The organism is Falsirhodobacter algicola, from assembly GCF_018279165.1.
GTDB classification, from domain to species: Bacteria; Pseudomonadota; Alphaproteobacteria; order Rhodobacterales; family Rhodobacteraceae; genus Falsirhodobacter; species Falsirhodobacter algicola.
The window spans coordinates 2,159,164-2,173,048 of sequence record NZ_CP047289.1; the positions used below are offsets into that span (position 1 = coordinate 2,159,164).

A 13,885-nucleotide genomic window follows, 5' to 3' on the forward strand; every position below is an offset into this window, starting at 1 on the left:
GTCATTCCTTCCGGTGGCCCGCCATTAGACCACCGGAGCGCGGGGCAGGCAAGTCAGGCCGGCTCCGCCTCGCGCAGGGCGAACATGGTGCGGAAGGCCGGACGGTCCTGACAGGTGCCGAGCCATGCCGACACCGCCGGGTACTGCGCCAGCAGCGCCGTATGCGACTGGGCATAGCGCAGGCATTCGGCCATGTTCAGATCGGCCACCGTGAAGCGTTCGCCCACGAGGAAATCGTGCCGCCCGAAATGGCGTTCCAGCACCGCCAGCGCCGGGCGCAGCTTTTCGCCGCTGATGCCGATCTGGGCCTGCGCCTCGGGGCTGTCGCCGCCGGCGGTGCGCGTCAGATGGATTTCCAGCGCCGCCGGTTCCAGCGCGGTCGCGGCCATCAGGGACCAATTCTCGATCATCGCCTGTTCGGCGTCCGTTGCGGGGCCGAGCGGCCCGCCATGCTTGCGCGCCAGATATTGGGTGATGGCCAGCGATTCCGTCAGGATCAGGCCGTCATCCTCCATCACCGGGATCTGGCCCAAGGGGTTGATGGCGCGAAACTCGTCGGAACGGGTGTTGAAGGGCGCATCCTCGGCCAGCGGCGCGTCGAGCCTGCGGGCCTGAATGACGGGGACGTGGGTGAAGGGGGTTCCCGTCTCCGCCAGCAGCCACAGCGGCCGGGACGCGCGGGAGCGATAGACACCATAGATCGTCAGCATGAGCAGCTCCTTGCAAGTGGCCGCAGCCAAACATGGAACGCTGCGTGAAGGGAAGCGGGATCGTCGTTTTTGCCGTTCACAATCGGCCTTTTCGGCAGGCATAAGGGGCGCAGCCAAGGAGCCCCCCATGTCCATGACCCGCGCCGAACACATCCGCGCCACGCTGACGCTCGGCCTGCCGCTGATCGGATCAAACCTTGCGCAGATGTCTCTGCATGTGAGCGATTCCGTGATGCTGGGCCGCTACGGCGTGGAGGAACTGGCGGCGGTGGTGCTGGGCACCTCCATGTTCTTCGTGACCTTCATCCTCGGGGCGGGGTTCGGGCAGGCGGTGATGCCGATGGTCGCCTCGGCGCTGGGGCGGGGCGATGAGGCGCAGGTGCGGCGCGATGCGCGCATGGGGCTGTGGCTCTCGATCGGCTATGGCATCTGCATCTATCCGCTGTTCTGGTTCAGCGGTCCGATCCTCGTGGCGGCGGGGCAGAATCCGGCCGTCGCCGCGCTGACGCAGGAGTTTTTGCGCATCGCGGGGGCGGGCATGGCCCCGGCGCTGCTGGTGATGGTGTTCAAGAGCTACCTCGCCGCGCTGGGTAAGACGCAGGTTGTGCTGTGGTCCACGCTGGCGGCGGTCGTGCTGAACATCGCGGTGGGCTGGCCGCTGATTTTCGGGCATCTGGGCCTGCCGGAGCTGGGGGTGCGCGGGGCCGCCATCGCCAGCCTTGCGGTGCAGGCGCTGAATGTGGGCGTGCTGGGCGGCTATGCCGCGCGCCACCCGGACCTGCGCCGCTTCGAATTGTTCCGCCGCTTCTGGCGTCCCGACTGGCCCGCGCTGTGGCAGGTGGCCCGGCTGGGCGCGCCCATCGGTGCGACGGGCCTTGCCGAGGCAGGGCTGTTTCAAGCGACGGCCCTGATGATGGGCTGGATCGGCACGGTGGAGCTTGCCTCCCACGGGATCGCGCTGGAGATCGCGGCGATGTCCTACATGGTGCATCTGGGCGTGGCGAGCGCGGCGACCATCCGCGTCGCGCGCTTCCACGGGCAGGGGGCGCCGGGGCTGATGCGGCAGGCCTCGGTCGCGGCCATCGGCATCTCGGTCGCGGTGGGGATCGCCGTGGTGGCGCTGTTCCTGTCAGTGCCGGGGGTGATCATCGGGCTGTTCCTCAGCGCGGGAAACCCTGCGACGCCCGCAATCATCGCCTATGGCTCCGGGCTCTTGGCGCTGGCGGCACTGTTCCAATTCGCGGATGCGATGCAGGCGATCGCGCTGGGGATGCTGCGCGGGCTGAAGGACACGCAGGTGCCGATGGTGCTGGCGATCGTCAGCTATTGGGGCGTGGGGCTGCCGGCGGGGTATATCCTCGGCTTCCCGCTGGGCTTTGGCGGGCACGGGCTGTGGCTTGGGCTGGTGGTGGGGCTGGGCCTTGCGGCGGTGATGCTGATGACGCGGTTCTGGCGGCGCGCGCCCGCCGCGTGATTGTGCGCGGGCCCCGTCTTGCCTATAAGCGGAGGGGAGTTCCCAGCCCGAAGGCCCGCCATGCCCACCGACCTGTCCCCCATCGACAAGGCGAAATTCGCCGCCTCCCGCCGCGCCGTGGATCTGGTGCAGGACGGCATGAAGGTCGGCCTCGGTACGGGGTCCACCGCCGCGTGGATGGTGCGCTGCCTTGCCGAACGCGTCCGCGAGGAGGGGCTGCGCCTGACCTGCGTCGCCACCTCCACCCGCACGGCGGAACTGGCGCGCAGCCTCGGGCTGACGATCGTGACCTTGGACGAGGCGAAATGGCTCGATCTGACGATCGACGGCGCCGATGAGGCCGATGGCGCGCTGAACCTGATCAAAGGCGGCGGCGCGGCCCTGCTGCAGGAAAAGATCGTGGCCACCGCTTCGGACCGCATGGTCGTCATCGCCGACGCCGCCAAGGAGGTCCGCGCCCTCGGGGCCTTCCCGCTGCCGGTGGAGGTGATCCCCTTCGGCTGGTCCGCCACGGCCCGCCTGATCGAAGAGCATCTGGCCGCGCAGGACGTGCTTGGCCATGACATCCGGCTGCGCATGGCGGGCGATCAGCCGCTGCGCACCGACGAGAACAACGTCATCCTCGATCTGCATCTGAAGCGGATCGGCAATCCCCGCGCGCTGTCGCTGATGCTGAACCAGATCGCGGGCGTGGTGGAGAACGGCCTTTTCATCGACATCTGCGACACGCTGGTGCTGGGCCATCCCGATGGCAAGGTCGAGACCGTCGAGGGCGGCACCCGGACCGAGGGGCGCGTGGACATCGCGGCCTCGGCCAATATCTTCGCCGATCTGGGGGAGTGAGGCCATGACATTCGATTACGACCTCTTCGTCATCGGCGGCGGTTCGGGCGGGGTGCGCGCGGCGCGGGTCGCGGCGGGCGATCACGGCGCGAAGGTCGCGCTGGCCGAGGAATACCGCATGGGCGGCACCTGCGTGATCCGCGGCTGCGTTCCAAAGAAGCTGATGGTCTTTGCCAGCGAATACGGCGAGACGGCGGTCGATGCTCGCGCCTATGGCTGGGATCTGGACGTGCGCGGCTTTGACTGGGGCCGGTTCCATGCGGGCCTTGCGAAGGAGCTGGACCGGCTGGAGGGGGCCTATCGCGGCACGCTGCGCAATGCGGGCGTCGAGACCTTCGATCAGCGCGCGGTGGTGATCGATCCGCACACGGTCGCGCTGGCGGATGGCACGCGCCTGACGGCCAAGCACATCCTGATCGCCGTCGGCGGGCGTCCCTTCGTTCCGACCTTCGAAGGGTCGGACCTTGCGATCACCTCGAACGAGATCTTCCACCTCGAGACGCTGCCGAAACGGGCGCTGATCGTGGGCGGGGGGTATATCGCGTCGGAATTCGCCTGCATCCTGAACGGGCTGGGCGTCGAGACGCATCAGTATTACCGCGGGGATCAGATCCTGCGCGGGTTCGATGACGAATGCCGCGCCCATATCGCAGCGCAGATGCAGGCGGACGGGGTGCAGATCCGCACCGGCACCGACATCGTGCGCCTGTGCCGCGAAGGGGACGGGATCGCCGCCACCGCCACGGACGGGACGACCGAACGGTTCGACATCGTCATGTATGCCACGGGCCGAGTGCCGAACACCGACGGCCTCGGGCTGGAGGCGGCGGGCGTCGCGCTGGGCAAGAAGGGCGAGGTGCCGGTGGATGACTATTCCCAGACCGCCGTGCCGTCGGTCTTTGCGGTGGGCGATGTCACGGACCGCATCGCGCTGACCCCCATCGCCATCCGCGAGGGGCATGCCTTCGCCGATACCGTCTTTGGCGGGCAGAAGCGGACGGCCGATTGGGATCTCGTGCCCTCGGCCGTGTTCACGCAGCCCGAATTCGGCACCGTGGGCCTTTCGGAAGAGGAAGCGGCCGCGACCGGCCCGATCGAAGTCTATGCCACGGCCTTCCGCCCGATGCAGACCTTGTTCGCCGGGCGGCAGAATCGTGTCTTCATGAAGCTCGTCGTGGCAGCCGAAAGCCGGCGGGTGCTAGGCTGTCATATCGTCGCACCCCATGCGGGCGAGATGATCCAGCTGGCGGGCATCGCAGTCAAGATGGGCGCGACCAAAGAGGATTTCGACCGCACCGTGGCGGTCCACCCCTCCATGTCCGAAGAGCTGGTGACCCTGCGCAAACCGGTGCGGAAAACTTGAACTTTGGGCAGGAAATGCCCAATCTGACATCAGCTTAAAGAAGGAATGTGGTCGCGATGGCGAATGGCGGGCCGTGGGGCGGCGGCGGAGGAAGTGGCGGGCAGGACCCGCGGGACGAGGACCGCAACCGCGGCGGCGGGCGCAAGCCCGAGGGCGGCGTGTCGGACATCGACCAACTGGTGAAGCGTGGGCAGGATCAGCTGCGCGTCATCTTGGGCGGCGGTGGACGCACGGGCGGGCCACGGCCTCCGGCCGGGGGCTCCGGCCCCTCGCCGAAGCTGATGGGCCTTGGGCTTGTGGTGGTGCTGGCGCTGGCATGGTGCTTCGCCTCCATCTACACGGTCCGGCCCGAACAGCGTTCGGTTCAACTGTTTCTTGGCGAGTTTTCGGGGATCGGGCAGCCGGGCCTGAACTTCGCGCCTTGGCCGCTGGTGACCCATGAGATCGTGGAAGTCACGGGCGAGCGCAGCACCGATATCGGCAATGGCCAGCAGGGCGACAACGATACCGGCCTAATGCTGACGCAGGATCAGAACATCGTGGACATCGCGTTCCAGGTGGTCTGGAACGTCGCCGATCCGTCGGCCTTCCTGTTCAACCTCGAAAACCCGGCCGAGACGATCCGCGCCGTGGCCGAAAGCGCCATGCGCGACATCATCGCCCGGTCGAACCTGTCGCCGATCCTCAACCGCGACCGCGGCGCGATCGCGAACGAGCTTCTGGGCGCGGTGCAGGGCACGCTCGACAGCTACAATGCCGGGATCAACGTGATCCGCATCAACTTCGACCGTGCCGACCCGCCCGAAGAGGTGATCGACAGCTTCCGCGAGGTGCAGGCCGCGCAGCAGGAACGTCAGCGCCTCGAGAACGAGGCCGGCGCCTATCGCAACCGCGTCCTTGCCGGCGCGCGCGGCGAGGCGGCCCGTGTGACCGAAGGGGCGGAAGCCTACCGGGCGCAGGCGGTGAACACCGCGCAGGGTGAGGCGAGCCGCTTCAACTCGATCTACGATCAGTATGTGACGGCCCCCGAGGTGACGCGCGAACGGATGTATCTGGAAACGATGGAGCAGGTGCTGGGCACGATGAACACGACGATCCTCGACGGTGTGACGGGCGAGGGGGGTGTGGTTCCCTATCTGCCGCTGGACCAGTTCGGCCGTACGCCGGGCCAGCAGGCGCAAGGGGGGGGCAACTGATGACCCGTGCCATCTACATCATCCCCGTACTGATCCTGATCCTCGTGGTCGCGCTGTCCTCGATCTTCATCGTGGACGAGCGGGAAAAGGTGCTCGTGCTGCAATTCGGTCAGGTGAAGGCCGTCCGCGAAGAGCCGGGCATCGGGTTCAAGATCCCGATGATCCAAGACGTCGTGCGCTATGACGGCCGCATCCTCAGCCTGCAGACGCAGCCGCTGGAGGTGACGCCGCTGGACGATCGCCGTCTGATCGTGGACGCCTTCGCCCGCTGGCGCATCATGGATCTGGTGGAGTTCCGCGAATCCGTCGGCACCGGCGGCATCGCCACCGCGCAGACCCGGCTGGAGCGGATCATGACCGCCGCCATCCGCGAGGTGCTGGGCGGCGTCAATTCCGACCGTGTGCTGTCGGATGATCGGATCCCGCTGATGGTGCAGATCCGCGACATCGCCCGCCGTCAGGCCGAGGCGCTGGGGATCGAGGTGATCGACGTGCGGCTGACCCGGACCGATCTGCCGCAGCAGAACCTTGCCGCGACCTATGCCCGGATGCAGGCCGAACGTCAGCGCGAAGCCGCCGACGAGATCGCCCGCGGCAATGAGGCCGCGCAGCGTATCCGCGCCGAAGCCGACCGTCAGGTCGTGGAAACGACCTCGCAGGCCAATGCCGATGCCGAGGTGATCCGCGGTCAGGCCGAGGCCGAGCGCAACCGCATCCTCGCCGAGGCGTATAACCGCGATCCGGAGTTCTTCGCCTTCACCCGCTCGCTTCAGGCCTATGGCAAGGCGCTGGCGCGGGACGGCTCCTCCATCGTGATGACGCCGAGCAGCGAGTTCTTCCGCTACCTTCAGGGGCCGACCGCATCGGCCGCGAATTGATCGCCGGGGCCGCCTTCGGGCGGCCCTTCGCACCGCTCTGCCGATTGTTGCAGAGTCTCACACCCAGTTGACGCTGCGCGACGGGTGTTTGCATTGCGCGAAACCCCGCCTACCTGCCATGTCAATGCTGCAACGTCCCGGCACGAGGCCGGGCCTGCGTCAACGACGAAAAGGAGTTCGGGGTGTCCAACGCCTTCATTACCCGCAAACGCAGATTTCTCCGCACGACGCTGGCCGCGAGTGTCGCCACTTCGCTCGCTTTCGGCGCCTTGCCGCTGGCCGCGCTGCCCGCCGCCGCACAGGATGCGCCGGCCAGCTTTGCCGACCTTGCCGAACGCGTCAGCCCGGCGGTCGTGAACATCACCACCACGACGACCGTCGCCGCGAACACCCAGCGCGGCCCGATGCTGCCCGAAGGGTCGCCCTTCGAGGATCTGTTCCGCGACTTCATGAACCCCGGCGGCGGCGATCCCGAGCCGCGCCGCGCCGAGGCGCTCGGGTCCGGCTTCGTGATCTCCGAGGACGGCTATATCGTCACCAACAACCACGTCATCGAGAATGCCGACGACATCTCGATCGAGCTGTTCTCGGGCAAGACGCTCAAGGCCAAGCTGGTGGGGACCGATCCGAACACCGACATCGCCCTCTTGAAGGTGGACAGCGACGAGCCGCTGCCCTTCGTGCCCTTCGGCGACAGCAATGCGATGCGCGTGGGCGATTGGGTCGTGGCGATGGGCAACCCGCTGGGGCAGGGCTTCTCGGTCTCCTCGGGGATCGTGTCGGCGCGCAACCGGGCGCTGTCGGGCACCTATGACGATTACATCCAGACCGACGCCGCCATCAACCGCGGCAACTCCGGCGGGCCGCTGTTCAACATGAGCGGGCAGGTGATCGGCGTGAACACCGCGATCCTGTCGCCCAATGGCGGCTCCATCGGGATCGGCTTCTCCATGGCGTCGAACGTGGTGCAGGATGTGGTGAAGCAGCTGCGCGAATACGGCGAGACGCGTCGCGGCTGGCTGGGCGTGCAGATCCAAGAGGTGACGCCGGATGTCGCCAATGCGATCGGGCTGGACCGAGCTTATGGTGCGCTGATCTCCGGTGTGCCGGACGGTCCGGCCAAGGATGCCGGGATCGAGCCGGGCGATGTGATCACCTCGTTCGCGGGGCAGGAAGTCTCCGACAGCCGCGATCTGGTGCGCCGCGTCGCCGATGCCCCCGTGGGCGAAAGCGTGCCGGTGGTCGTGATGCGCGATGGGCGCACGCAGACGCTGAACGTCAAGCTGGGCCGCCGCGAGGAAGCCGAGAGCGCCGCCAACGGCTCCCCCCAGCAGGAAGAGCGCCACGAGGGCGAAGTGCTGGGCCTGAGCGTCACGCCGCTGAACCCGCAGATCGCGCAGGAACTGGGCATGGATCCGCAGGACAAGGGCCTTGCGATCACCGGCGTCGACGAGATGTCCGAAGCCTATATGAAGGGCCTGCGTTCGGGCGATGTCATCACCGAGGCGAACCAAGAGCCGGTGGCGACGCTGTCCGACCTCGAGGATCGCATCTCGGCGGCGCGCGATGCGGGCCGCACCTCGGTCCTGATGCTGATCCGGCGCGAAGGGCAGCCGCGCTTCGTCGCGCTGAGCCTGGCGGACGACGCGAAGTGATCCAAGATGGGGCGGGCTACGGTCCGCCCCACTGGCAATTTGCCCGATCCTGGCCTATGTGCAGCCCATCAGAACGAGGGATGCCATGGCCAGGATCACGTATATCGAGCATGACGGCACCGAACATGTGGTGGATGTCAAAAACGGGCTGACGGTGATGGAAGGCGCGCGCGACAACGGCGTGCCGGGCATCGAGGCCGATTGCGGCGGGGCTTGCGCCTGCTCCACCTGTCACGTCTATGTCGCGCCGGATTGGGTGGACCGTCTGCCCGCACGCGATGCGATGGAAGAGGACATGCTGGATTTCGCATGGCAGCCCGATCCCGCACGGTCGCGCCTGACCTGCCAGATCAAGGTGTCGGACGCGCTGGACGGCCTCGTGGTGCAGATGCCGGAGCGGCAGATCTGATCCGGGGCTAGGGCCGCCGCAGGCGCAGCGCCGCCGCCGCCAAAAGCGCCGCGAGCGCCACCGCCCCCAATGTTCCGGACGCCGTCGCCACGGCCACCGTGGCCGCTGCGGCGGCGATCACGGCGGTCAGCAGAAGGATCAGGTGCGATATCGGCATCCCCGTAAGATGGGGAATGCGGGCCTGAAAACAAGGCTCGCGAATGTTCCCAGTCCGTTCTATGATACAAGTATGGGACCGACCGATGACACCTTCCGCCGCGGCCTCCGGGCGCGGGCGCGCGGGGCCGGCAGCAACGCCGCCGGCCGCTTCGAGGAGGAGGAGCGGCATGCCTTCGACGACGGCTGGGACATCCCCGAGGAGGACCGCCTGATCCGCACCGAGGTCCGGATCGAGCGTCCGCGTTCGGCGATCACCTACAACCGATCCCCCGATCTGCCCTTCGATCGGTCGATCAATCCCTATCGCGGCTGCGAGCATGGCTGCATCTACTGCTTTGCCCGACCGACCCACGCCTATCTGAACCTGTCGCCGGGGATGGATTTCGAAACGCGCCTGATCGCCCGGCCCGGCATCGGCCCCGTGCTGGAGCGGGAGTTGCGCGCCCGCAGCTATGTGCCGCGCACCATCGCCCTTGGCACCAACACCGACCCCTATCAGCCCGTGGCGGCCGAGTACCGTGTCATGCGCGAGGTGCTGGAGGTGCTGGCCGCCTTCGACCATCCGCTGGCGATCGTCACGAAGGGGGCCATGGTGGAGCGGGATCTCGATCTGCTGGCGCCGATGGCGGCGCGGGGGCTGGCGCGGGTCGGCATTTCGCTGACGACGCTGGATGCCGACCTCGCCCGGCGGCTGGAGCCGCGGGCCGCCGCCCCCGCCCGCCGGTTGGAGACGATCCGGCGGCTTGCGGCGGCGGGGGTGCCGGTGCGGGTGATGCTCTCTCCGGTCATTCCGGGGCTGACGGATGCCGAGATCGAGCCGATCCTTGCCGCCGCCCGCGATGCAGGTGCGACGGCCGCAAGCTGGATCATGCTGCGCCTTCCGCGCGAGGTCTCGCCCCTGTTTCAGGAATGGCTGCACACCCATGCGCGCACGCGGGCCGCCAAGGTGATGGCCCGGGTGCGCGATGTGCATGGCGGGCGCGACCACGATCCCGAATGGGGGCGGCGGATGCGCGGGCAGGGGGTCTGGTCCGAACTGATCGGCCAGCGTTTCAATGCCGCGATGCGCCGGACGGGGCTGTCGGTGCCCCAACCGGCGCTGCGCTGCGATCTGTTCCGCCCGCCGCCGCGGGCGGGGGATCAGCTGTCGCTGCTTTGATCGGCAAGCTGCGATTTGGCCAGAACCTCGCATTCGGCGAGTTTGGCGCGGATCGCGGCCTCGTCCTCGACGCCGTTCAGATCGGCGACCAGCTTGCGGATCACATCCTCGGGGCCGGCCTCTTCGAAATCGGCGCGGACGACGGCGGCGGCATAGGCGTCCGCCTCGTCCCCGGTGCGGCCCAGCCGTTCGGCCGCCCACAAGCCCAGAAGGCGGTTGCGCCGGGCCTCGGCGCGGAACTGCATTTCGGCATCCTGTGCAAAGCGCGTCTCGAAGGCGCGCGCGCGGTCGTTCATGTCGGGCATGGTATCCTCCTTTTCCCCATGAATCAGATGGGGGCGTACCCCCCTGCGGCAAGGGCGCGCCCTTGCGACCGAACGCCGCTTCAAGTATAGCGCGGGGATGGGGAGGGGTGGCCTTTGCGCCGCCCCGTCCGCGTTCAGGGTTTGGGGCGATGATGGCACGGCGTAAGAAGGTCTACGAAGGCAAGGCCAAGATCTTTTTCGAAGGACCGGAGCCCGGCACCCTGATCCAGTATTTCAAGGATGAGGCCGTGGATGACGGCGACCGCACCGAAGGGCGCGGCGTGCTGAACAACCGGCTGTCCGAATTCTTCATGTCCGGCCTGAACGGCGTGGGCGTTCCGACGCATTTCATCCGCCGCATCAACATGCGCGAGCAACTGGTCCGCATGGCCGAGATGCTGCCGCTGGAAGTGATGGTGCGCAACTATGCCGCGACCGGCATCTCCGACCGTCTGGGCATTCCCGAAGGCACGGCGCTGCCGCGTCCGATCGTGGAATACTACCTCAAGGACGACAAGCTCGGCTGTCCGCTGATCTCCGAAGAGCATGTGATCGCCTTTGGTTGGGCGAACCAGCAGGATCTGGATGACATCGTGGCGCTGGTGCTGCGCGTCAACGACGTTCTGTCCGGGGCGATGATGGGGGTCGGCATGCGGCTGGCCGATTTCCGGCTGGAGGTGGGGCGCATCTGGGAAGGCGATTTCATGCGCCTGATCGTGGCCGATGAACTGACGCCCGACAATTGCACGCTGTGGGATCTGCGCGGCCTCGATGCCGAGGGCAACCCGCGCGAACCCGGCCCGCTGCCCGAGATGTCGACCGAATTGGCGCGGCGCCTTGGGGTGCTGCCTTCGAACGTCACGCATACGACCAAACCCACGCTCATCAACTGAGGTGCCATGATGAAAGCCCGCGTTCATATCATGCTGAAGGACGGCGTCCTTGACCCGCAGGGCGAGGCTGTGCGCCGCGCGCTTGGAACGCTGGGCTTTGCCGGTGTGGACGGCGTGCGTCAGGGCAAGGTGATCGAACTGGACCTGACCGCCACCGACGCCGCCGCCGCCGAAGAGGAGGTGCGCCGCATGTGCGAGGCGCTTCTTGCCAATACGGTGATCGAGAAATACTCGGTCGAGATCATCTGAAGGGCAGGGCGGGCGGAATCCTGCCGCCACGCCATTTCCGCCTTCGATCCGGGCGCTCCTGCTGATAAGGCTGGAGTCTCTGACAAAGGAAGCGGGCCCATGAAACGCGACCACCCGCCGGAGATTCCGGCCGCGACCCCGACATCCGACCTGCCGCAGCCCGCACCGACGCTGGACCGCGAGACGGCCGCGATGATCGACACCCATCTGCGCGCGGTGGATATCGTGCGCATCCGTGTGCTCGGCGACGACCCTGCCGCCTCTGCCCCGGTGGAGGCGCATATCCTAGCCAAGGGCCTCGGGGTGGAGGTCTCGCTTTCGGAGCGGATGATCCCGCCGCCGCGCAACCGCTACGTCTTTCGCTATCAGGGGCGGACGGCGATTCTGACCATCGCCCCGGACATGCCCTAAGCGTCGAGGAAGATCCGCACCGTCTCTTCGAAGGCGCGCGGGTTGTCGGCATGCAGCCAATGGCCCGCACCCGGCAGCTTTACGACGTTGCCGCGCGGGAAGAGGCGGCGGATCAGGGGCCGGTGTTCGGCCTCGATATAATCGGAACGGCTGCCGGCGATGAAAAGGGTGGGGCCGTCGAACGGACCCTCCGCGCCGGGCCAGTCGAGGACCTTCGGCATCTCCCGCTCCAGCACGTCGAGGTTGATCTTCCAGCGCGGCGGATCGGATTTCAGATCCAGCGATTGCAGGAAGAAGGCGCGCAGACCGGCGTCAGGCTCCCGCGCTGCCAGCCGCTCGTCGGCGGCGCGCCGCGATGTCAGGCCCGTCAGATCGAGCCCCTGCATCGTGCGCAGGTTGTGCATCTGATCATGCGCATAGGGGACGGGCGCGATATCCGCCACCACGAGGCGCCGCACCAGCCCCGGCTGCGTCAGCGCCAGATGCATCACCGTCTTGCCGCCCATCGAATGGCCCAAGAGGTCCGCTTGCCCGCCATGGGCCGCCACCACCTCGGCCACGTCGGCGGCCATCGAGGGGTAGTCGTGCCGATCCGCCCGAAAGCTGTCGCCGTGATTGCGCTGATCGACCGCGATCACGTCCCGCGTTTCGGCCAGCGTTTTGGCGATGGAGTTGAAGTTCCGACCAAGGCCGAACAGCCCGTGCACGATGATCAGGGGCGGGGCGTCCGAAGGCGTGCGGGCTGGGTGGACGATCGTGTTCAGCATGATGAAAAAAGGGGGCCGAAGCCCCCTCCTCTTAGAGGTTCGGATAGAGGGGGAAGCGCTTGCAGAGGGCCTGCACCTCGGCGGCGACCTTCGCCTCGACCTCGGCATTGCCATCCTCGCCATGGGCGGCAAGGCCGTCCACCACCGCCACGATCCAGTCGGCGATCTGACGGAACTCCGCCTCGCCGAAGCCGCGGGTGGTGCCGGCGGGCGCGCCCAGACGGATCCCCGAGGTGACGAAGGGTTTTTCCGGATCGAACGGCACGCCGTTCTTGTTGCAGGTGATGTGCGCCCGGCCCAGAGCGGCCTCCGCGGCCTTGCCCGTCACCTTCTTGGGGCGCAGGTCGGCAAGGCAGAGGTGGTTGTCGGTGCCGCCCGACACGATGTCGATCCCGCCCTTCATCAGCTGATCGGCCATGGCGGCAGCATTGGCCTTCACCTGCGCGGCGTATTGCTTGAACTCGGGGCGCAGCGCCTCGCCGAAGGCCACGGCCTTGGCGGCGATGACATGCATCAGCGGGCCGCCCTGAAGGCCGGGGAACACGGCGGTGTTCATCTTCTTGGCGATCGCTTCGTCGTTCGTCAGAATCATCCCGCCCCGCGGGCCGCGCAGCGATTTGTGCGTGGTGCTGGTCACGACATGGGCGTGGGGGATGGGCGAGGGGTGCACGCCGCCCGCCACGAGGCCCGCGATATGGGCCATGTCCACCATCAGATAGGCGCCGACCTCGTCCGCGATGGCGCGGAACTCGGCCCAATCCCAGAAGCGGGAATAGGCGGTGCCGCCGGCCACGATCAGCTTGGGCTTATGCTCGCGGGCTTTGGCGCGGATGTCCTCCATGTCCAGCATGTGATCCTGCTGGCGCACGCCGTAGCTGACGACGTTGAACCATTTGCCCGACATGTTCACCGGCGAGCCATGCGTCAGGTGCCCGCCCGAGTTCAGATCGAGGCCCATGAACGTGTCGCCCGGCTGCAGCAGCGCAAGGAACACGGCTTGGTTCATCTGGCTGCCCGAATTGGGCTGCACATTGGCGAAGTTGCAGCCGAAAAGCTGTTTGGCACGTTCGATCGCCAGCGTTTCAGTCACGTCGACATGCTGGCAACCGCCGTAGTAGCGTTTGCCCGGATAGCCTTCGGCGTATTTGTTGGTCAGCACCGAACCCTGCGCCTCGAGGACGGCCAGCGACACGATGTTCTCCGAGGCGATCAGCTCGATCTCGTCGCGCTGGCGGCCAAGTTCGTCGGTGATGGTCGTGAACAGGTCGGGATCGCTGTCGGCCAGCGACTTGGTGAAATAGCCGGCGTCGATATGCGGGGCGGTCATGGGATTCTCCTGCGCGTTCCGTTGCGCGCTGTTTACCGCAGGCCCGCCCGGGCCGGAAGGCCGGATTTGCTCGCTCGCGCAATCGGC

The 13,885-nt window shown here is 67.3% G+C and carries 16 protein-coding genes; 11 read left to right on the top strand and 5 right to left on the bottom strand.

All coding sequences use genetic code 11. The annotated features are described in order from the left end of the window. Nucleotides 1-53: 53 nt before the first annotated feature. A complete protein-coding gene (locus tag GR316_RS10855) occupies nt 54-710 on the bottom strand; it encodes a glutathione S-transferase family protein (protein ID WP_211783932.1) in 657 nt (218 codons plus the stop codon). Between the two features lie 133 nt (nt 711-843). Between GR316_RS10855 and GR316_RS10860 the strand changes: the two genes are divergently transcribed. From GR316_RS10860 to GR316_RS10890, 7 genes are all read left to right on the top strand, one after another. Then, nucleotides 844-2,184, top strand: coding sequence for an MATE family efflux transporter (locus tag GR316_RS10860; RefSeq protein WP_211785199.1), 1,341 nt, complete (start codon nt 844-846; stop codon nt 2,182-2,184). 60 nt (nt 2,185-2,244) lie between these two features. After that, nucleotides 2,245-3,027, top strand: coding sequence for a ribose-5-phosphate isomerase RpiA (gene rpiA, locus GR316_RS10865; RefSeq protein ID WP_211783933.1), 783 nt, complete (start codon nt 2,245-2,247; stop codon nt 3,025-3,027). Between the two features lie 4 nt (nt 3,028-3,031). Then, on the top strand, nt 3,032-4,390 hold the full coding sequence (gene gor, locus GR316_RS10870) for a glutathione-disulfide reductase (RefSeq protein ID WP_211783934.1): 1,359 nt from the start codon (nt 3,032-3,034) through the stop codon (nt 4,388-4,390). Nucleotides 4,391-4,446: 56 nt separating this feature from the next. After that, nucleotides 4,447-5,586 (top strand): FtsH protease activity modulator HflK, encoded by a 1,140-nt coding sequence (gene hflK / locus GR316_RS10875; protein WP_211785200.1) that lies wholly within the window; start codon nt 4,447-4,449, stop codon nt 5,584-5,586. Further along, nucleotides 5,586-6,464, top strand: a complete 879-nt coding sequence (gene hflC / locus GR316_RS10880) for a protease modulator HflC (RefSeq protein ID WP_211783935.1) — start codon at nt 5,586-5,588, stop codon at nt 6,462-6,464. The genes hflK and hflC overlap by 1 nt, the downstream gene beginning before the upstream one ends. A gap of 230 nt (nt 6,465-6,694) precedes the next feature. Beyond that, nucleotides 6,695-8,119, top strand: coding sequence for a DegQ family serine endoprotease (locus GR316_RS10885; RefSeq protein WP_390625195.1), 1,425 nt, complete (start codon nt 6,695-6,697; stop codon nt 8,117-8,119). An 85-nt stretch (nt 8,120-8,204) separates the two neighbouring features. Further along, nucleotides 8,205-8,528, top strand: a complete 324-nt coding sequence (locus GR316_RS10890; RefSeq protein WP_211783936.1) for a 2Fe-2S iron-sulfur cluster-binding protein — start codon at nt 8,205-8,207, stop codon at nt 8,526-8,528. A gap of 7 nt (nt 8,529-8,535) precedes the next feature. Here the strand turns inward: GR316_RS10890 and GR316_RS10895 are convergent, their stop codons facing one another. Continuing rightward, nucleotides 8,536-8,685: a hypothetical protein gene (locus GR316_RS10895; protein WP_211783937.1), complete on the bottom strand. Its 150-nt coding sequence runs from the start codon at nt 8,683-8,685 to the stop codon at nt 8,536-8,538. Between the two features lie 72 nt (nt 8,686-8,757). Here GR316_RS10895 and GR316_RS10900 point away from each other — a divergent pair, with 72 nt between their 5' ends. Continuing rightward, nucleotides 8,758-9,846 (top strand): PA0069 family radical SAM protein, encoded by a 1,089-nt coding sequence (locus GR316_RS10900; RefSeq protein WP_211783938.1) that lies wholly within the window; start codon nt 8,758-8,760, stop codon nt 9,844-9,846. Here the strand turns inward: GR316_RS10900 and GR316_RS10905 are convergent. Continuing rightward, nucleotides 9,828-10,151, bottom strand: coding sequence for a DUF1476 domain-containing protein (locus tag GR316_RS10905; RefSeq protein WP_211783939.1), 324 nt, complete (start codon nt 10,149-10,151; stop codon nt 9,828-9,830). The genes GR316_RS10900 and GR316_RS10905 overlap by 19 nt on opposite strands. Before the next feature lie 152 nt (nt 10,152-10,303). Between GR316_RS10905 and GR316_RS10910 the strand changes: the two genes are divergently transcribed. From GR316_RS10910 to GR316_RS10920, 3 genes are all read left to right on the top strand, one after another. Then, on the top strand, nt 10,304-11,044 hold the full coding sequence (locus GR316_RS10910) for a phosphoribosylaminoimidazolesuccinocarboxamide synthase (RefSeq protein ID WP_211785203.1): 741 nt from the start codon (nt 10,304-10,306) through the stop codon (nt 11,042-11,044). A gap of 9 nt (nt 11,045-11,053) precedes the next feature. After that, nucleotides 11,054-11,293: a phosphoribosylformylglycinamidine synthase subunit PurS gene (purS, locus tag GR316_RS10915; RefSeq protein ID WP_211785202.1), complete on the top strand. Its 240-nt coding sequence runs from the start codon at nt 11,054-11,056 to the stop codon at nt 11,291-11,293. A 99-nt stretch (nt 11,294-11,392) separates the two neighbouring features. Further along, complete coding sequence (locus GR316_RS10920) at nt 11,393-11,704, top strand: hypothetical protein (protein WP_211783940.1); 312 nt, start codon at nt 11,393-11,395, stop codon at nt 11,702-11,704. Here the strand turns inward: GR316_RS10920 and GR316_RS10925 are convergent. Together GR316_RS10925 and glyA are read right to left on the bottom strand one after the other, a co-directional pair. Then, a complete protein-coding gene (locus tag GR316_RS10925) occupies nt 11,701-12,471 on the bottom strand; it encodes an alpha/beta fold hydrolase (protein WP_211783941.1) in 771 nt (256 codons plus the stop codon). The genes GR316_RS10920 and GR316_RS10925 overlap by 4 nt on opposite strands. 31 nt (nt 12,472-12,502) lie before the next feature. Further along, nucleotides 12,503-13,798, bottom strand: coding sequence for a serine hydroxymethyltransferase (glyA, locus tag GR316_RS10930; protein WP_211783942.1), 1,296 nt, complete (start codon nt 13,796-13,798; stop codon nt 12,503-12,505). Nucleotides 13,799-13,885: the final 87 nt, after the last annotated feature.